This window comes from Faecalimicrobium sp. JNUCC 81 (assembly GCF_053667625.1).
On sequence record NZ_CM132203.1, the window covers coordinates 3,611,347 to 3,630,271 of the forward strand.

Consider the following 18,925-nt stretch of genomic DNA (forward strand, 5'->3'; position numbering starts at 1 on the left):
GGCTCCTTATATGTATTTATAAATAATCTTATTGTTCAGCTTTAGATGTATTTAATTCTATCCTATCTGGTAAATTAGTTAAGTTTGTTTCTACAACTACATACGGAGAAGATTTCTCTTTATCTTTATATGTAGCTTTTACTCTCATTATAGATTTTTCTTCCTCTTTTAAAAGGTCTATTTTGTCTATTTGAATTCCACGTTTACTATCATTGCCTCTGGTTACTATTACATATATTTTTTTATCTAATTTTACAGCTAATGCCCTTTCTTCATTTGTATATTTATCCATTACATCTAATATTTTTTCTGGTATAGCTTCTCTTTGTAATATTGTGTAATCTACTGGCTTAGATTTCTCCATAAACATATTAGGTATAAACACGAAACCTCCGATTATAAGTATTAATACTAAAACTCCATATATTACACCCTTAATATTAAATTTTATATTCAAATATATCACCTCCCATCTAATCTAAATATATGAATCTATTTATATACTTAGAATATTAATTATAAGAATAAGTTCTATCTGTTTACGGAAAAATAAATCATATTAATACTTAGGAGGCTATATATGAAAATGCAATATGTTCAAGGTAAACCAATTTTCACATCTATAAATAAAAATATAAAGCAGTTTAAATATCTAGACAAAGATTTAGAAACGGAAGTTTGTGTTATAGGAGGTGGTGTTACTGGTGCAATTGTTGGATATTATATGTCTAAAAATAATATTTCTAGCGTTGTATTAGATAAAAGTAGATTTGCCCACTTAAGTACAAGCGTTACTACATCACTTTTACAATATGAATTAGATGATAATCTAAGTGATTTGACAGAGTACACAACATTATCTAATGGTATAAAGTCCTATAAACTAGGCCTGAAGGCTTTGTCAGAACTAGAAGATTTCATTAAAATTCATGGCAACCATTGTCTATATAAGAAAAAAGATACTCTATTATATACAGCTAAAAATAATGAAATAAACGCTATTAAAAACGAGTATGATTTAAGAAAAGAAAACGAGTTAGATGTAGAGTATATAGATAATACTAACTCTCTATTTAGTTTTGATTTAAAGGCAGGTATAATATCCAAAAATGGAGGTGCAGAATTAGACCCAGTCCTATTTACTCATCAGTTACTAAATGTTGCTCAAAATAATGGACTTAAGGCTTTTGAAAATACAGAGGTTATAGATATAAAATATAATAATGAATTCATAGAAGTTATTACTGAATTTGGATACACTGTAAAATGCAAAAAAGTTATAGTTGCAACAGGTTATAATACTTTACAGTTTACAAAAAGAAACTTCGCCACTAAAAGTACAACTTTTAATATTGCTACAAAACCAGTCAAAAATTTTGATGGCTGGGATAGAAGAATTCTTATAAGAGATAACTGCGATCCATATAATTATCTACGCACAACTGATGATAATAGATTAATTATAGGCGGGGAAGATATTAGTTTTATCCCTGGTATATTTGATGAAAAATCCGCAAATGAAAAATATGATATATTAGAAGCTCGACTAAAATCAATGTTTCCAAATATAAATAATATAGAAGTAGATTATAAATATTGTGGTACATTTGCATCTACTAGCGATAACTTAGGATTTATAGGTCCAGACCCTGATCATAATAATTTATGGTACTGTTTAGGATATGGAGCAAATGGTATTTTATTTGCTATATTAGGTGGTATGTTTTTATATGATTTATACAAAAACAAAGTAAATAAAGATATGAATTTATTTAAAGTGAATAGATTTGATAAATAAAAAAATATAGCCATAATTGGCTATATTTTTTTATTTCTTAGATATTGCTTCTTTAACAGCCTTAGCTATATCATCAGATGTTAATCCATATTTCTTTAATAATTCAGTTGGTGTTCCAGACTCTCCGAATGTGTCTTTAACTCCTACTTTTTTAACAACAACTGGGCATTCTTCAGTTACTACTTCACTTACACTTGATCCTAATCCTCCGATTATATTGTGTTCTTCAGCAGTTACTATAGCACCTGTTTCTTTTGCTGCATTTATTATTATTTCTTTATCTATAGGTTTTATAGTAGACATATTTATAACTCTAGCATTTATACCTTCTGATTTTAATGATTCATGAGCCATAACTGCTTCATTTACCATTATTCCACAAGCTATTATTGTAGCATCATTACCTTCTCTAACTATTGCACCTTTTCCAATTTCAAATTTATAATTTTCATCAAATAATGTAGGCACTGCACTTCTTCCAAGACGAATATACATAGGTCCATTGAATTTAGCCGCTTCTAATATCATTTGTTCAGTTTCTACACCATCTGCAGGAACTAAAACAGTCATGTTTGGTACAGCTCTCATTATAGCTATATCTTCAACACTTTGGTGAGATGCTCCATCTTCACCTACTGTAAGACCCGCATGTGTTGCACATACTTTAACATTTAATTTAGGATATGCTGCTGAGTTTCTTATTATTTCGAAAGCTCTTCCTGTAGCAAACATAGCAAAACTACTTGCAAAAGGAATTTTTCCTGCTGCTGCAAAACCACAAGCTGCTCCTATTAAGTTTTGTTCTGCGATTCCCATATTAAAGAATCTTTCAGGGTAAGCTTTATAAAAATCATTTGTTTTAGTAGATTTTGATAAGTCAGCATCTAATACAACTACATTATCATTAATTTGACCTAACTTAACTAATGCTTTTCCATATGCCTCTCTAGTTGCTATCTTACTCATTGTCTGCACCCCCTAATTCTTCTAATGCTCTTTCTAAATCACTATCACTTGGAGCAGTTCCATGCCATCCAGCTTCATTTTCCATAAACGATATTCCTTTACCTTTTACAGTTTTGGCAACTATCATAGTTGGTTTTCCTACTGTTTCTTTAGCCATATCAAGAGCTGCAAATATTTGATCAAAATCATGACCATCTATTTCTATTACATTCCATCCAAAAGCTTTAAATTTATCTACTATCGGTCCGATATTCATTACTTTTGATACGTCTCCATCTATTTGAAGTCCGTTATAATCTAAAAATGCTACTACATTATCAAGATTATAATGAGCTGCACTCATTGCTGCTTCCCATACTATTCCTTCTTGAACTTCTCCATCACCAAGTAAAGTGTATACTCTCCATGGTGCATTATCTAATTTAGATGCCATAGCCATACCGCAAGCTACTGAAAAACCTTGTCCTAATGAACCAGTAGACATATCAATACCTGAGATATTTTTCATATCTGGATGTCCTTGTAACATACTTCCAGTTTTTCTTAATTTATTTAACTCGCTTCTATCAAAAAATCCCTTTTGAGCTAAAGTTGAATATAACACTGGTGCTGCATGTCCTTTTGATAAAACAAATCTATCTCTATCTTCCATTTTGCAATTATTAGCATCTACATTCATTTCATCAAAGTAAAGGGCTGTTAATATCTCAACAGCTGATAATGATCCTCCTGGATGCCCAGACTTAGATTCATGTATCATAGAGACTATATCTTTTCTGATATTACGTGCAATCTCATTTAATCCTTTATGGTCTCTCATGTAATTACCTCCCTGTGTTTGTAAAGTAAAAATTACTCATTATGTAATGTATTATTTCTTCCAATCTCATATTATTATATCACTTTTATATAGTTTTTTACTCATAATTTTTAAATAAAGGCCTATTATGTGTATTTTTTAGCTATATTTGGATATTTTATGTAACATAATTTGAAATTTCCCATTTTTATATTTTAATATATATCTGTATACATAAATACATCTTTCTTTATTAAAATCATATTTACAATTCAGTTTAAATTCACCTATATTTTAAATATATAGTTTATAATCTTTCCATAAATATCGTAAATTATAAATTTTAAAAATAAAAAAATATTGATATTAAAATTAATATCAATATTTTTATAGTACAAATAGCCCTAAACTTATTTGAAGGCTATTATCTACTTTTACCATCATATTCTTATCTAGACAACCAATCTTTTCTCTTAGCCTTTTTTTATCTATAGTTCTTATTTGTTCTAAGAGAATAACAGAATCCTTATTAAGCCCATATTCGTTAGCACTTATTTCTATATGAGTAGGCAACTTAGCCTTATTAATTTGGGATGTTATGGCTGCTACTATAACAGTTGGGCTATACTTGTTTCCTATGTCATTTTGTATTATCAAAACAGGTCTAACACCCCCCTGTTCTGAGCCAACAACTGGGCTTAAATCAGCATAATATAAATATCCTCGCTTTATATCCGAGTTAGTACTCACCTTGAGCGATCTTCCCTTCTGAATTATCATCAGAAGATACTTCATTTGTCATACCTAATTCAGCTAATGATAGGTTAATTTGACCCATTTCTTTATAACCCTTGATCATATGCTCCTTGAAGTCTATTTTTTTCTTTTGAGTTATATAGAATTGAAAAGCAGCTTTTGCAAAATCTTCTCTATTGCTATTTTCCATCTGGACGATATAATCTACTTCAGATATTAGAGAATCCGGTAAAGTAAATATTATTTTTTCCTTGCTTTTATTTCGCACAAAATCGCCTCCCGGAGTATACTATCAATTTTATTTTATCAAATAACTACCCGCTTGTAAAATTGCATCTTTTACCATATAAATACGGCTAACTCTTCTTGATACCATGCATAAAATTTCATAGTTTATAGTTCCTAAATCTTTAGCCATTCTTTCGACGGTCATATTATCTTCTCCAAATATTATAACCTCATCTCCTATTTTTATGTCTATTTCTTTATCTATTTTAACCATGCATTGATCCATGCATATTCTACCAACAATATCAAAGACCTTACCTTTTATAAGTACCTTAGGATTTCCTTGTATTCTTGTAAAACCATCAGCGTATCCAATAGGTATAGTTACGATTCTTTCCTTTTTGCTGCTTTTATACTTTAGCCCGTAACTTATACCTGTGCCTGACTCAATTTCTTTAATATGAGCTATTGTTGTTTTTAGCTTCATAGCTGGTTTTAATTCTAGTCTTTCTTTAATAACCTCATCAGATGGATAATGTCCATAAAGTATTATACCACATCTTACCATATCAAATCTTAAGTCTGAGCAATCCATAATTGCAGCACTATTAGATACATGCTTTATAGGTATATTTATGCCCTTAGAAAATAAACTATCTACCATAAACTTAAAGTTTTTTACTTGTTTATAAGTAAATTCTTTATCTTCTTCATCTGCCTTAGCAAAATGAGTATACATACCTTGCAGTTCTATAAACTCTAAATCATGTATCTTTTCTATTTCATTTACTGAAGATTCATTGCATATAAATCCTAATCTAGCCATACCTGTATCAATCTTAATATGAACAAAGGCCTTTTGCTTTATACTACTAGAAATATTGTTAATTTTTTCTGCCATTTCTAAAGAATAGACAGTAAGAGTTACATTATTTTTAATAGCCATCTCTAAAGAGTTTTCTGGAATATATCCTAAACATAGTATAGGAAGTTTTATATTATTTTCTCTTAATTCTATAGCTTCTTCCAATCTAGCTACCGCAAAGTAATCTACATTTTCATTTTCTAAGAATTTTGCAATTTCAACCGATCCATGTCCGTATGCATTAGCTTTTATTACTGCACAAATTTTAGTATCTTCCTTTAATATTTTTTTTATATTACTTAAATTAAATTTTATGTTATCTAGATTTATCTCCGCCCACGTAGGAGCTGTTATTGTATTTTTCATATCTTTCTTCCCCTTATTTCTTATACTCAAAGTCTTTATATGTTACTGTAAATCTAATGTCATCTTTATCATCCAGTATTTCCATTTTTTCAGGTAATTTTGTCTTTGAATTAATATATAAAACTTGTTTACTAAAATACTGATTATCTCCAGGTATTAAAGTTTCTAAGTATAAACTTCCCTTAGATAATTTTATAGTTACTTCTTCATTTTGAAGATAGTTTTTTATAAAATCACCTATAAACATATACTGATCATTAGTTCCTGCGTTAGGTAATTCTACTGTATCATTTATTTCTGGGTTTTTTACTAGTATCTTATCCTTATTATACTCTATAGTTTTATCTTTTAAATGTTTCGGAGAAACTACTTCTAGTTTGTAATTATCTGGCTTATTATAATTATGAATAAACACATAGTTATGTGCACTTTTATTTCCTACAACTTCTACATCTGCTATACACTTGTAAGAAGACATAGTTAATATTTTCTTTTGAAATTCTTCATATAATTCTTCTTTTGTGGACTCTTTCTTTTGACATCCTATGACAATACCTAAAATGCCGACAGTTATAATAATTAACACGGCCCACTTTTTCACTCAAAATCCTCCTACTGTATATTATTCATTATACATTGCTTTAATTATATCATATCTACATATTATTCCTTTTAAATTATTATCATCATCTATAACTGGAACCCTATTTATAGATTTTTTTATCATTAGGTTAGCTATATCATCAAATTTATCATTTTCATGTACCTTAACTATATCCTTAGACATTAAGTCTTCTACTTTATATGCTGCTACTTTTTTCATATCTTCTTCTAATTTTTTATAGTCATCTAAAAATATTAGGCCTTGCATGAAGTTTATTATGTGAGGAGATTCTATGTAAGTCTCTTTTTTCATTATATCAGTTTCAGAAATAATCCCTACAACCTTACTATCGTTATCTACTACAGGCAGCCCTCCTATCTTTTCTTGAATTAATAGCTTAGCTACACTTGCCAAACTATCATCTTTTTTTGCAATTATTACATCTTGAGTCATTATATCTTTTGCTGTTTTATTCTTCATTTTATCACTCCTTAATTATAGTCATTGCATTTGCTACTGCATATTCTTTACAGTGAGATATTGAAACTTTTATTTCTAAAACATTATAATCTATGCAAATTTGTCTTAGATTATTATAAGTTTTAACAACTGGCTTGCCTAAATTATTTCTTAAAACTTCAATATCATTAAAATTATAATTTCTTATCCCTGTACCTATAGATTTACTAATTGCTTCTTTTGCTGCAAAATTGCCTGCTATAGTTTCAGCTTTAAATCCTTTTGATTTAAAATAATCTATTTCATTGTTTGTAAATATTTTATCCAAAAATCTAGGATTATTTTCCAAAATATTTCTTACTCTTTCAATTTCTATAATATCTACACCAATATCTAATATATTCATTATATCCTCCCAAAATTACCTATAGTATTATTGTATTACTATTAGATGATTCTATTCAATGACTTATACTTTAAATTAAAAATATTTTATATACAAAAAGAGCTAGAAAAATTCTAGCTCTTTTTATATATAAAATTATAAAATCTTTTTTACATCCAATCAGCAGATTCAGTTACTATAACTATCTTTTCCTTATCTACATTCATGAATCCTCCAGAGATTTTAGCCTCTTTATATTTTCCGTCTTTTTTAATACGTAGAGTTCCAGTTGATAATCCTGCTACTAAGGGTCTGTGGTTTTTAAGTATACCTCTATCTCCTTCAGTAGTTCTAACTATTATCATCTCAGCTGTTCCATTGTAAAAGGTCTTATCAGGAGTAACAATTTCAAGTGCAAATTCGCTTGCCATTATTATCTACTCTCCTTTGATTTAGCAACAGCTTCTTCTATATTCCCTACGAATAAGAATGCTGATTCTGGTAAAGCATCATGCTTTCCTTCTAATATTTCTTTGAAACTTCTTATAGTTTCTTTTAATGGTACATATTTACCAGCAAATCCTGTAAATTGTTCTGCAACGTGGAAAGGTTGAGATAAGAATCTTTGTATCTTTCTAGCACGAGCAACTGTTATTTTATCTTCATCTGATAATTCGTCCATACCAAGTATAGCTATTATATCTTGAAGCTCATTATATTTTTGTAATATAGATTGAACTCCTCTTGCTACTTCATAATGTTCTTTTCCAACTATATGTGGGTCAAGAACTCTTGAACTAGATTCTAATGGGTCAACCGCTGGGAATATCCCTAGTGACGCTATTTGTCTAGATAAAACAGTTTTAGCATCTAAGTGAGTGAATGTTGTAGCTGGCGCTGGGTCAGTTAAGTCATCCGCAGGTACATATACAGCCTGAACTGATGTTATAGATCCACTCTTAGTAGATGTTATTCTCTCTTGTAATCTACCCATTTCTGTAGCTAATGTTGGTTGGTATCCAACTGCTGATGGAGTACGTCCAAGAAGAGCTGAAACCTCAGATCCTGCTTGAGTGAAACGGAATATATTATCTACGAATAATAAAACGTCTTGGTTTTCTTTATCTCTGAAATATTCCGCCATTGTAAGTCCTGTTAATGCAACTCTCATTCTTGCTCCAGGTGGCTCATTCATTTGTCCAAATACTAGTGCAGTCTTGTTTATAACTCCAGACTCACTCATTTCACCATAAAGGTCATTACCTTCTCTAGTTCTTTCTCCAACACCTGCGAATACTGATATACCACCATGTTGAGAAGCTATGTTATTTATAAGCTCTTGTATAAGAACTGTTTTTCCAACTCCGGCTCCACCGAATAGACCTATCTTACCACCTTTTAAGTATGGTGCTAATAAGTCAACTACCTTTATACCAGTTTCTAATATCTCAGCAGTTGGCTGTAATTCTTCAAAGCTTGGTGCTGGTCTATGTATAGGTAATTGAGGAGCACTTTTTGGTGCTTCTTTACCATCAACTGGTTCTCCTAATACATTGAATATTCTTCCTAATGTTGCATCTCCTACTGGAACACTTATTGGAGCCCCAGTATCAACAGCATCCATACCTCTAACAAGTCCATCCGTTGAACTCATTGATATACATCTAACAGTGTCATCACCTACGTGTTGTGAAACTTCTGCTACTATTTCTTTATCTCCATGCTTTATCACTAATGCATTTAATAGATTAGGTAAGCTTTTTTCACTATTAAACTTAACGTCTAATACCGGCCCTATGACCTGAACTATTTTACCTACATTTGCCATGTCCTAACCTCCTTAATTATTGAGCTGAAGAAGCCCCTGCAACTATCTCAGATATTTCTTGAGTAACTGCTGCTTGTCTAGCTCTATTGTAAACTAATTCTAATTTAGATATCATCTCGTTAGCATTATCTGTAGCTGATTCCATAGCATTTCTTCTTGCAGCTTGTTCAGATGCATAAGACTCTGCTATAGCTCCATATACACTTCCTGAAATGTACTTAGGTAATATGTATCCAAGTACTGAATCAGCTGAAGGTAAATATTGAACTGCAGATTTACTCTTTTTAACTTCTTTATCATTATCATTATTATCTATAGTAAGTGGTAATAACTTAACTATTTTAGGTTCTTGTGTTAATGCAGATATAAATTGTGTGTAGACAAGATTTACCTCATCAACTTCTCCATTTTTATAAGCATCCATTGCCCTTTGAGCTACTCTATTAGCATCTTCATAAGTAGCTTCTTCTACAGTACCTATAGAGTCCATTAATTCATATCCTCTTTTTGAGAATGAATCTTTAGATCTTTTACCTATAGAAATTATCTTTGCTCCATTAGAATGTTCATGCGCAATTACAGATTTTAAAATATTAGAGTTATAACCTCCAGCTAGTCCTCTGTCACCAGCTATTACTATGAAACACGATTTATTTACTTTTCTCTCTTTAAGAAATACATTCTTACTATTGCTCGTATTTTCAGCTATATCCTGAACAGTGTTGTATAGAGTATTAAAATAAGGCTTTACACTTTCAGCTCTCTCCTTAGCTTTTCTAAACTTAGAAGATGAAACTAGTTCCATGGCCTTAGTTATTTGCTTAGTACTTTCAACACTCTTAATACGAGTTTTAATTTCCTTCATTCCAGCTCCTGCCAATTGGGTTACCTCCTTTTTTAAAAAGGATTACGCTTCTATAACAAATTTTTTCTTAAATTCATTTATAGCGTTAGTTAATTCTTGAGCAAAATCTCCAGCTTCAAGAATTTTCTTTCCTATTTCTGGATAATTTGTATCTACAAATTGATATAATTCTTTTTCAAATCTTTGTATATTATTAACCGGTATATCTGATAATAAATCATTAGTTACAGCATGTATTATCATAACTTGATTTTGAACAGATAATGGTTGATGTTCACCTTGTTTTAATACTTCAACTATTCTTTCCCCTTGTGCAAGTCTCTTCTTTGTATCTTCATCTAAGTCAGATCCAAACTGAGCGAATGCAGCAAGCTCTTTATATTGAGAGTAAAGAAGTTTTAATGGTCCAGCAACTTTTTTCATTGATTTTATTTGAGCTGATCCTCCAACCCTTGATACTGATATACCAGGGTCAACTGCTGGTCTTATACCTGCGTAGAATAATTCAGGTGTTAAGTATATTTGTCCATCTGTTATAGATATAACGTTAGTTGGTATATACGCAGAAACGTCTCCACCTTGAGTTTCTATTATAGGTAATGCAGTTATAGAACCTCCACCTAAGTCATCTGATAACTTAGCTGCTCTTTCTAGTAATCTTGAATGTAAGTAGAATACATCCCCAGGATAAGCTTCACGTCCTGGTGGTCTTTTAAGTAATAATGACATTTCTCTGTATGCAACGGCATGCTTAGTTAAATCATCATATACTATAAGAACATGCTTTCCATTAAACATGAATTCTTCACCCATTGCAACACCTGCATATGGTGCTAAGAATTGTAAAGGTGCAGATTCAGATGCAGTAGCAGATACAACTATTGTGTAATCCATCGCTCCACCTTTTTCTAATGTATTAACTAATTGAGCTACTGTAGAACGTTTTTGTCCTATAGCAACGTATATACATATAACATCTTTACCTTTTTGGTTAAGTATTGCATCTATACATATAGATGTTTTACCAGTTTGTCTATCACCTATTACAAGCTCTCTTTGACCCTTTCCAATTGGAACCATTGCGTCAATTGCTTTTATACCTGTTTCTAATGGTTGATGAACAGATTTTCTAGCTATTATTCCTGTAGCTTCAGATTCAACTGGTCTAAATTTATCTGTGTTTATAGGTCCTTTTCCATCTATAGGTTGACCTAATGCGTTTACAACTCTTCCTACTAAAGCGTCACCAACTGGAACTGAAACTACATTCCCAGTTCTCTTAACAATGTCGCCTTCTTTTATTCCTTGGTCACTACCAAGCATAACAGCCCCAACCATATCTTCTTCTAGGTTAAGAGCCATTCCGTAAACTTCTCCTGGAAATTCTAAAAGTTCTCCTGCCATAGCATTTTCTAATCCGTAAACACTAGCTATACCATCTCCAACTTTTAAAACACTACCTGTATCAGTTAACTCAACTTTATTCTCATAATTTTTTATTTGCTCTTTAATTATAGAACTTATTTCTTCAGGTCTTAAGTTCATGGGTTCACCGCCATTCTAAGATATTACTTGAGATAATTGATTTTTCATGTTGGCTAAACGAGCCTTAACAGTACCATCTATCTCTTCGTTTCCAAGTCTAACTAGAACTCCTCCTATGATAGACTCGTCAACTTTATTTTCTAAAGTAACATTTTTATTGTATTTGCTTGAAAGTTTAGCTTCAAGCTGCTTTATTTCTTCTTGGCTCATAGATACTGCTGTTATTGCAATACCTTCTATGATATTATTCTTTTCATTTAATAATTCTTTAAAAGATTTCTGTATAGCTTCTATAGCCGATACTCTATCTTTATCTGCCATTATTTTTAAGAAATTGTTTAAGCTAGAGCTTATTTGTCCTTCAAAAACTTTCTCTAATAATTCTTTTTTGTCTCCCTTTCCTACAAGAGGAGATTTTAAAACACCATAAAAATCTTGATTCGATTTTAGTGTATCTACTACTGCATTTAGTTCTTCATATAACTTAGTAGTTGAGTTTGTTTCTTCTCCTACTTGAAATAGGGCTTCAGCGTATCTTCCTGCGATTACATTTATCATTTAGCTTCGCCTACCTCTTTTATAAAGTTATTTATTAACTCTTCATGCTTAGATTTGTCTAAGTCTTTTTCTATAACCTTAGATGCAGCTAATAATGCTATGTCTGATATATCATTTTTGATTTCATTCATAACTTTTTGTCTTTCTTGTGCTACATCTTTGCTAGCTTTTTCTTTTAAGCTTTGAGCTTCTTGTTTTGCAGTAGATATTATTTCAGATTCTTTTTGCTCTGCTCTTAGAGTAGCTTGCTTTATTATTTCTTGGCCTTCATTTTTAGCAGAACTTATTTTTTCTTCATATTCCTTCTTTAAAGATATACCTTCATTTTTACTTCTTTCTCCATGAGCTAAGTTTTCTTGTATATCTTTTTCTCTAGCTTCTATTATACCTAGTACTGGTTTAAATAAAAGTTTCTTTAAAAGCATAAATACTAAGAAAGTATTTATAAGTTGAAATGCTAATTCATATGATATGCCTATAAGCGGCTTTAATTCCATGTGTTATCCTCCTTTCTACTAATCACAATTTATAATTAGGAGATGGCAAATCCATCTCCTAATTATAAAAATATTCTAATATTCTTAACCTAAAAACTTCATAAGTGGGTTAGCGAATAGAAGGATTATTGCTATAACTAATCCGTATATTGCTGAAGATTCTGCAACTGCAGCTCCAAGTAACATTGTTTGAGTTATATCTCCTTTAGCTTCTGGTTGGTTACCAACTGCTTCTGCTGCCTTTCCTGCTGCGAACCCTTGTCCGATTCCTGCTCCTATACCTGTTACAACTGCAAGACCTGCTCCTATAGCTGAACCTGCTAATACTATAGCTGTTTCCATAATAAATTTCCTCCTTAAAATTTTTTTAATTTTTTATTTTAAATTATTTTCTTTAATCTCCTACTGCTGCATTTCCAACGAAAACCATCGTTAACATTATAAATATAAACGATTGTAATAATCCTGCAAATATATCGAAGTATAAATGTAGTGGTACTGGTATTAATAACTGACCAATTGGTATCGATACTCCTGGTATAAGTGTTGATAAATACGCTAAGAAATCATATAGTAGTTTCATTATAACCGATCCACCTAATATGTTACCAAATGGACGGAAACTTAATGATATTGGCTTAGCCAACTCTCCTATTAAGTTAAGCGGTAGTAAAAATGGTACTGGCTCAAGTAAACCTTTAAAGTATCCAAATCCATTAAACTTAACACCTACAAAGTAAATCATAAAGAATGTTATTAGTGCCCATGCTAATGTTGTATCTAAGTCTGTAGTAGGAGATCTAAACCCTAATAATCCTATTAGATTTGAACATGCAAAGAATAAGAATAAACTTCCTATGTACGGTATGATATTCGGCATTCTTTTTATTGTTTTTTCACCCATCGTATCAGTTACAAATTTAGCAAGTCCACCTATAGCAAACTCTAAAAATATTTGAACTTTACTTGTAGGAACTTTCTTTAAGTTTCTAGTAACTAAGAAAGATATTAAAGCTAAAGCAGCTATTATAATCCAACTTGTTACTACTGTATCACTTATTTTAAAGTTTCCTAAAAATAAAACCCATTTTGCTTGGCTCATACTTATTCCTCCTTTCTTTTTAGCTTGTCTATTAGTATTCTTCTTGATAATATAACAAATTTAGGGCTAAGTAACCCTAGTGCCACCCCTAATATATTCAAATACGGGGCCTGCGCAGAAACTAATAAAACTATACCTATTATAGTCATTCTCACTACATATCGACTTGACATATGTATTTGAGCTTTTGAAGCAGACATAGTTACTGCTTTGTCTATAGATAGTGCTAACAATCTAAAGTTTAATACTGCTATGATTGTTCCAAATACAATTCCTAACAGCATAGCTTTAGTAAAGTTTGATGTAATTAGTAATATTGCTATTATAATAATGTCAAATACTATAACTCCTTTTGTTATGTATTTTATCTCATTTCGCATCTTTATATCCATGATATCACTTCCTTTTTGCATAGACAGATAAAGTCTTATAAACAGACATGAATGCTCCACCTATTCCTAATAATATAAATATTAATAAAAATATCGGACTTGTATTCAATTTGGAATCGATAAATTTACCTATAAACATACATCCCAATATAGGTATTATTATCATTAATCCAACCTGAGTTAATAAAGAAAGCATCGTCGCTATTTCAAAATATGGATTTCTTTTACTCATAAATAGTACCTCTCACTATCATAAGATTATTTATTTTATAAAATTTTTATGCTTGATTTTTTAGTAAATTATATTTCATACCCAAAAAACTCTAATATAATTTTACCACTTTTTATGTGTTTTTCAAATGTTTTTTATCAAATTGATTAAATTTGATTTTTATTGACTTTTTTCGAGTAATTTTTTTTCATTATTTTATTTTTTGACTTTTTCTATATAAATTTTTATAAAATTCGTGCTAATATATAAACCAAATTATAATTTTTGTATATTATATATTAACTTAGACATATTTTTATCTTTATTATACGCCTAATATACGTAATTATCCATAAATATATTAACTTTTTTTGGAAAATTATAGCTTGCTTTTTATATTCTGTATACAATTTTATTTTTTAATTTTTTTATTAAATTTAATTAAAATTATTTAATATATAACAAAAGGAACCTATATATAATATAGATTCCCAATATTTCATTGATTATTTTGTTCCGAATAATCTATCTCCTGCATCACCTAATCCAGGTACTATATATCCGTGGTCATTTAATTTTTCATCTATAGATGCTACATATATATCTACATCTGGATGATATTTTTGAACTTCGGCTATTCCTTCTGGAGCTGCAACTAAGTTAACTAATCTTATAGAATTAGCTCCTTTTTTCTTAAGTACATCGATAGCTGCTACAGCTGATCCACCTGTTGCAAGCATTGGATCTACTACTATCATTTCTCTCTCTTCTATATCTTGCGGAAGTTTACAGTAGTATTCTACTGGTTGTAAAGTTTCTGGATCTCTGTATAATCCTACGTGACCAACTTTAGCAGCCGGTATTAAACTAACTAATCCATCTACCATTCCAAGCCCAGCTCTTAATATAGGCACTATACCTAATTTTTTCCCAGCTATAACTTTAGAAGTTGCCTTCACTACTGGAGTTTCTATTTCTACATCTTCTAATTGTAAATCTCTTGTTATTTCATATCCCATTAACATTGTTATCTCTGTTAAAAGTGCTCTGAAATCTTTAGACCCAGTGTTTTTGTCTCTCATAAATGTTAACTTATGTTGTATTAATGGATGGTCTGTTACTACTACCTTATTCATATTCTTTTCCTCCTACTTACTGTACTTCTTTTCTATTTCTTTTATCATATCAACTCTTCTAGAGTGTCTATCGCCTTCAAATTCTGTATTTATCCAAGCTTCAACTATTTCTAAAGCTAATCCTCTACCTAAAACTCTTTCACCTAGAGATAGCATATTAGCATTGTTGTGAGCTTTTGACATTTTTGCAGAAAATACATCTGATACGACTGCGCATCTTATCCCTGGAATCTTATTAGCTGCTAAAGATATACCTATACCTGTTCCACAACATACTATTCCATAATCTACTTCGCCGTTTTTAACTGCATTAGCAACTGTTTCTCCATATATAGGATAATCAACTGATTCTAAAGAATTATTTGGTCCGAAATCTACACATTTAATTCCTTTTTCCTCTAAATATTTTACTATTTCTGTTTTTAAATTATATCCTCCGTGGTCACTTCCTAAGCCTATGATCATATGTATATTTCCTCCAAATTATATTTTAGTAAATTTTTCGTATATCATATAAATACTCAAATTATCAATATTATACACTATTTTTGTAACTTTAGGAATAGTATAAGCTAAATTTGTGAAAATGTTTTATTCTATACTTCTATGACTTTATATCCCGCTGATTTTAACAGTCTATTCATAATAGCCTGTCCAACACCTTTAGTTGGAAATGCTTCTGAATATATTACATCCACATTTCTTTTATCCATTTCTCTCAATACACCAAATAGATTACTACCAACTGCCTCTAACGAGTCACCTAAAGCAATAACTTCTCCATTATATTGTTTTTCATTCTTACTTAGACACATTACTCCGGTTTTAATATTATTTTTAGAGTTTTCATCTATCATGTTATTAATTCTATCTATTACTTTATTCTCATTCCCAGATACAATATATACATCAGCATTTGGCGCATAATGTGTATATTTCATTCCAGGTGCCTTAGCTTTTTTATTATCTTCCTTATTAGATAAAGATGGGTCTATAGCAACTTCATTAATTACTTTTTCCAAATCTTCTTTTGTTATACTACCCGGTCTTAAAATCATCGGTATATCTGATGTTAAATCTAATACCGTAGATTCTAGTCCAAAATTGCTATCTCCACCTAATACTATCCCACTAACCCTGCCATTCATTTCTTCATAAACATGATTAGCTTTAGTTGGAGATGGTCTACCTGATATATTTGCAGAAGGTGCTGCTATAGGTACACCTGATTCTTTTATTATTTCTCTAGCTATTTTATGAGATGGCATTCTAATAGCTACAGTATCTAATCCACCACTTGTAATGTTAGGAATTATATCCTTTTTATCTAAAATTATTGTTATAGGTCCTGGCCAAAACTTATCCATTATAATTTCAGCTTTTTCACTTATATTTTTAGCTAAATCATAAACTTCATTCTTATCATATATATGTACTATAAGTGGATTATCACTAGGTCTACCTTTTGCTTCATATATCTTTTTAACTGCACTTTCATCTAATGCATTCGCGCCTAATCCATACACTGTTTCTGTTGGAAATATAACTGTATGTCCTTCTCTTAATAACTTAGCTTGATTTTTTAATTCTTCTGAATCTATATTATTTATATCAATTTTGCTTATTATAGTTTTCATCTTCTGTGTACCCACCTTCATTTTTAGTTTTAGATGCAATTTACAATAACTGTTCCTACTAAAAAACCTATTATACAATATAGACTTCTTGATTTAGGAAATATCTCTTCTAATACAACATACATCATTGTGCCTGCTGCAGTAGCAAGAAATACACCTATTAGAGAACTAAAAATACCTCCAAAGTATGCACCTAAAAAACTTCCTATACCCATAGGTATTCCTGCTACTACTGTAAATATTATTATTTTTGAAATCTTCATTTTTGATCCTACTAATCCCAAAGCCATTGCCAACCCTTCTGGTATATTATGAAGGCCTATAACTATAGCTAAAGTCATTCCTAAAGATTCTGCAGACATAAATGAAGACCCTATAGCTAACCCTTCTGGCAAGTTATGAAGCATTATACTTATAAATATAAGATATCCCGACTTCATATCTTTTGATACATCTAGTCTAGTTTTTATATACATAGTTAAAAGTACCCCAGCAAAGGTAAATATTACAGTATAAAGTACTCCCATTTGATCCATCGATTCACTCATCAAATCAAATGTAACTACCGCTAACATTATTCCCCCAGATAGTCCCATAAAAAAGTCTAAATACTTGTCAACATTCCTCTTAAAAATAGCAGATATAACCCCTCCAAATCCAGTTCCTATAATTCCTGCTAAAAGTCCTATTATAGTTATTTTAAGTATCATATTCCCCCTCCTTACAAGTATATATAAATATTATATACTTGCTAAAGATATAAGATAACTTAAAAATTCACTTGATCTATATCAATTATGTATAACTAGGTTTAAGTTTGATCCTTAAATTACTATAGAAAAATCCCTAAATTAATAGGGATTTATATTGCTAACATTTTTTCTGTTTGGTCAACAGTTATTAAAGCATCTATCATTTCATCGATATCTCCATCTAAGAATGAATCAAGCTTGTATAATGTTAAGTTTATTCTATGGTCACTTACTCTTCCTTGAGGGAAGTTGTAAGTTCTTATTCTTTCAGATCTATCTCCTGTACCAACTTGACTCTTTCTTTCAGCTGCTATATCTTTATTTTGTTCAGCTATAGCTTTATCATTAAGTCTAGCTACTAGTATCTTAAGAGCTTGCTCTTTATTTTTTAATTGTGACTTACCATCTTGGCAAGATACAACCTCTCCTGTAGGTATATGTGTTACTCTTACTGCCGAGTCAGTAGTATTAACACTTTGTCCACCATTTCCTGAAGAACGGAATACGTCTATTCTTAAATCATTTGGGTTTATATTTACTTCTACAACTTCAACTTCTGGAAGCACTGCAACTGTTGCAGTTGATGTGTGTATTCTTCCTCCTGATTCAGTTGAAGGTATTCTTTGAACTCTATGAACTCCTGATTCATATTTAAGTCTTGAATAAGCACCTTTACCTTTTATTAAGAAAGATACCTCTTTGTATCCACCAACACCAGTATCACTTGCACTTAATAGTTCTATCTTCCATCTTCTTCTTTCAGCATATCTAGAATACATTCTAAATAGGTCTCCTGCAAATAGAGCAGCTTCATCTCCACCAGCTCCACCTCTAACCTCAACTATAACGTTTTTGTCATCATTAGGGTCCTTAGGTAATAACAGTATTTTAAGTTCAGCTTCTAATGGTTCTACTTGGTCTTCCATTTCAGATAATTCCATTTTAGCTAATTCTCTTAATTCTTCATCTGATTCTTCTTGTAATATTTCTTTTGATTCTTTTATAGCATTTAATACATCTGTATACTCTTTGTACTTCATTACGATTGGCTCTAAATCAGAATGTTCTTTCATTAGTTTTTGCCAAGTCTTTTGATCGTTTATTACTTCTGGATCACTTATCTTTTCATTTAATTCTTTATATTTATCTTCTAGTACCTCTAGTTTTTTTAGCATA

Annotated in this window: 25 protein-coding genes; 1 reads left to right on the forward strand and 24 read right to left on the reverse strand. The window is 30.6% G+C overall.

Going from position 1 to position 18,925, the window contains the following annotated elements:
- Positions 1-28 precede the first annotated feature (28 nt).
- Complete coding sequence (locus tag JNUCC81_RS17650) at positions 29-466, reverse strand: hypothetical protein (RefSeq protein WP_454094657.1); 438 nt, start codon at positions 464-466, stop codon at positions 29-31.
- A gap of 114 nt (positions 467-580) precedes the next feature.
- Here JNUCC81_RS17650 and JNUCC81_RS17655 point away from each other — a divergent pair, with 114 nt between their 5' ends.
- Positions 581-1,798: an NAD(P)/FAD-dependent oxidoreductase gene (locus tag JNUCC81_RS17655; protein WP_454094658.1), complete on the forward strand. Its 1,218-nt coding sequence runs from the start codon at positions 581-583 to the stop codon at positions 1,796-1,798.
- A gap of 30 nt (positions 1,799-1,828) precedes the next feature.
- Here JNUCC81_RS17655 and JNUCC81_RS17660 read toward each other — a convergent pair whose 3' ends face one another.
- From JNUCC81_RS17660 to prfA, 23 genes are all read right to left on the reverse strand, one after another.
- Positions 1,829-2,764, reverse strand: a complete 936-nt coding sequence (locus tag JNUCC81_RS17660; RefSeq protein ID WP_454094659.1) for a transketolase family protein — start codon at positions 2,762-2,764, stop codon at positions 1,829-1,831.
- Positions 2,757-3,584, reverse strand: a complete 828-nt coding sequence (locus JNUCC81_RS17665) for a transketolase (protein ID WP_454094660.1) — start codon at positions 3,582-3,584, stop codon at positions 2,757-2,759. Before JNUCC81_RS17665 ends, JNUCC81_RS17660 begins: the two co-directional genes overlap by 8 nt.
- A gap of 366 nt (positions 3,585-3,950) precedes the next feature.
- Positions 3,951-4,343, reverse strand: coding sequence for a type II toxin-antitoxin system PemK/MazF family toxin (locus tag JNUCC81_RS17670; RefSeq protein ID WP_208332442.1), 393 nt, complete (start codon positions 4,341-4,343; stop codon positions 3,951-3,953).
- Entirely contained in the window at positions 4,303-4,587 is a 285-nt protein-coding gene (locus JNUCC81_RS17675; RefSeq protein ID WP_042277986.1) for a hypothetical protein, read from the reverse strand. The genes JNUCC81_RS17670 and JNUCC81_RS17675 overlap by 41 nt, the downstream gene beginning before the upstream one ends.
- Positions 4,588-4,617: 30 nt before the next feature.
- Complete coding sequence (gene alr, locus JNUCC81_RS17680) at positions 4,618-5,778, reverse strand: alanine racemase (RefSeq protein ID WP_454094661.1); 1,161 nt, start codon at positions 5,776-5,778, stop codon at positions 4,618-4,620.
- Between the two features lie 13 nt (positions 5,779-5,791).
- Positions 5,792-6,379 (reverse strand): germination lipoprotein GerS, encoded by a 588-nt coding sequence (gerS, locus tag JNUCC81_RS17685; RefSeq protein ID WP_454094662.1) that lies wholly within the window; start codon positions 6,377-6,379, stop codon positions 5,792-5,794.
- Positions 6,380-6,400: 21 nt separating this feature from the next.
- Positions 6,401-6,862 (reverse strand): CBS domain-containing protein, encoded by a 462-nt coding sequence (locus JNUCC81_RS17690; RefSeq protein WP_208332446.1) that lies wholly within the window; start codon positions 6,860-6,862, stop codon positions 6,401-6,403.
- Positions 6,863-6,866: 4 nt separating this feature from the next.
- Positions 6,867-7,247, reverse strand: coding sequence for a holo-ACP synthase (gene acpS / locus JNUCC81_RS17695; protein ID WP_454094663.1), 381 nt, complete (start codon positions 7,245-7,247; stop codon positions 6,867-6,869).
- 149 nt (positions 7,248-7,396) lie between these two features.
- On the reverse strand, positions 7,397-7,657 hold the full coding sequence (gene atpC / locus JNUCC81_RS17700) for an ATP synthase F1 subunit epsilon (RefSeq protein WP_208332450.1): 261 nt from the start codon (positions 7,655-7,657) through the stop codon (positions 7,397-7,399).
- Between the two features lie 2 nt (positions 7,658-7,659).
- A complete protein-coding gene (gene atpD, locus JNUCC81_RS17705) occupies positions 7,660-9,054 on the reverse strand; it encodes a F0F1 ATP synthase subunit beta (protein WP_208332452.1) in 1,395 nt (464 codons plus the stop codon).
- Between the two features lie 16 nt (positions 9,055-9,070).
- The gene (gene atpG, locus JNUCC81_RS17710; protein WP_454094664.1) at positions 9,071-9,934 is read right to left on the reverse strand and encodes an ATP synthase F1 subunit gamma; all 864 of its coding nucleotides are present in this window, start codon (positions 9,932-9,934) and stop codon (positions 9,071-9,073) included.
- Positions 9,935-9,961: 27 nt separating this feature from the next.
- Entirely contained in the window at positions 9,962-11,464 is a 1,503-nt protein-coding gene (gene atpA / locus JNUCC81_RS17715; RefSeq protein ID WP_208332456.1) for a F0F1 ATP synthase subunit alpha, read from the reverse strand.
- Between the two features lie 15 nt (positions 11,465-11,479).
- A complete protein-coding gene (locus JNUCC81_RS17720; protein WP_454094665.1) occupies positions 11,480-12,022 on the reverse strand; it encodes a F0F1 ATP synthase subunit delta in 543 nt (180 codons plus the stop codon).
- Positions 12,019-12,519, reverse strand: coding sequence for a F0F1 ATP synthase subunit B (atpF, locus tag JNUCC81_RS17725; RefSeq protein WP_454094666.1), 501 nt, complete (start codon positions 12,517-12,519; stop codon positions 12,019-12,021). Before atpF ends, JNUCC81_RS17720 begins: the two co-directional genes overlap by 4 nt.
- 84 nt (positions 12,520-12,603) lie before the next feature.
- A complete protein-coding gene (gene atpE, locus JNUCC81_RS17730) occupies positions 12,604-12,861 on the reverse strand; it encodes an ATP synthase F0 subunit C (RefSeq protein WP_208332461.1) in 258 nt (85 codons plus the stop codon).
- A 52-nt stretch (positions 12,862-12,913) separates the two neighbouring features.
- A complete protein-coding gene (atpB, locus tag JNUCC81_RS17735; RefSeq protein WP_454094667.1) occupies positions 12,914-13,621 on the reverse strand; it encodes a F0F1 ATP synthase subunit A in 708 nt (235 codons plus the stop codon).
- 2 nt (positions 13,622-13,623) lie between these two features.
- The gene (locus JNUCC81_RS17740) at positions 13,624-14,013 is read right to left on the reverse strand and encodes an ATP synthase subunit I (RefSeq protein ID WP_208332465.1); all 390 of its coding nucleotides are present in this window, start codon (positions 14,011-14,013) and stop codon (positions 13,624-13,626) included.
- A gap of 4 nt (positions 14,014-14,017) precedes the next feature.
- Positions 14,018-14,245: an AtpZ/AtpI family protein gene (locus JNUCC81_RS17745; protein ID WP_454094668.1), complete on the reverse strand. Its 228-nt coding sequence runs from the start codon at positions 14,243-14,245 to the stop codon at positions 14,018-14,020.
- A gap of 485 nt (positions 14,246-14,730) precedes the next feature.
- Positions 14,731-15,360: a uracil phosphoribosyltransferase gene (gene upp, locus JNUCC81_RS17750; protein ID WP_454094669.1), complete on the reverse strand. Its 630-nt coding sequence runs from the start codon at positions 15,358-15,360 to the stop codon at positions 14,731-14,733.
- A 12-nt stretch (positions 15,361-15,372) separates the two neighbouring features.
- A complete protein-coding gene (rpiB, locus tag JNUCC81_RS17755) occupies positions 15,373-15,825 on the reverse strand; it encodes a ribose 5-phosphate isomerase B (protein ID WP_454094670.1) in 453 nt (150 codons plus the stop codon).
- 131 nt (positions 15,826-15,956) lie between these two features.
- Positions 15,957-16,997 (reverse strand): L-threonylcarbamoyladenylate synthase, encoded by a 1,041-nt coding sequence (locus JNUCC81_RS17760; RefSeq protein WP_454094671.1) that lies wholly within the window; start codon positions 16,995-16,997, stop codon positions 15,957-15,959.
- Positions 16,998-17,026: 29 nt separating this feature from the next.
- The gene (locus JNUCC81_RS17765; RefSeq protein WP_454094672.1) at positions 17,027-17,707 is read right to left on the reverse strand and encodes a ZIP family metal transporter; all 681 of its coding nucleotides are present in this window, start codon (positions 17,705-17,707) and stop codon (positions 17,027-17,029) included.
- A gap of 152 nt (positions 17,708-17,859) precedes the next feature.
- Positions 17,860-18,924, reverse strand: a complete 1,065-nt coding sequence (prfA, locus tag JNUCC81_RS17770) for a peptide chain release factor 1 (protein ID WP_454094673.1) — start codon at positions 18,922-18,924, stop codon at positions 17,860-17,862.
- Position 18,925 lies beyond the last annotated feature (1 nt).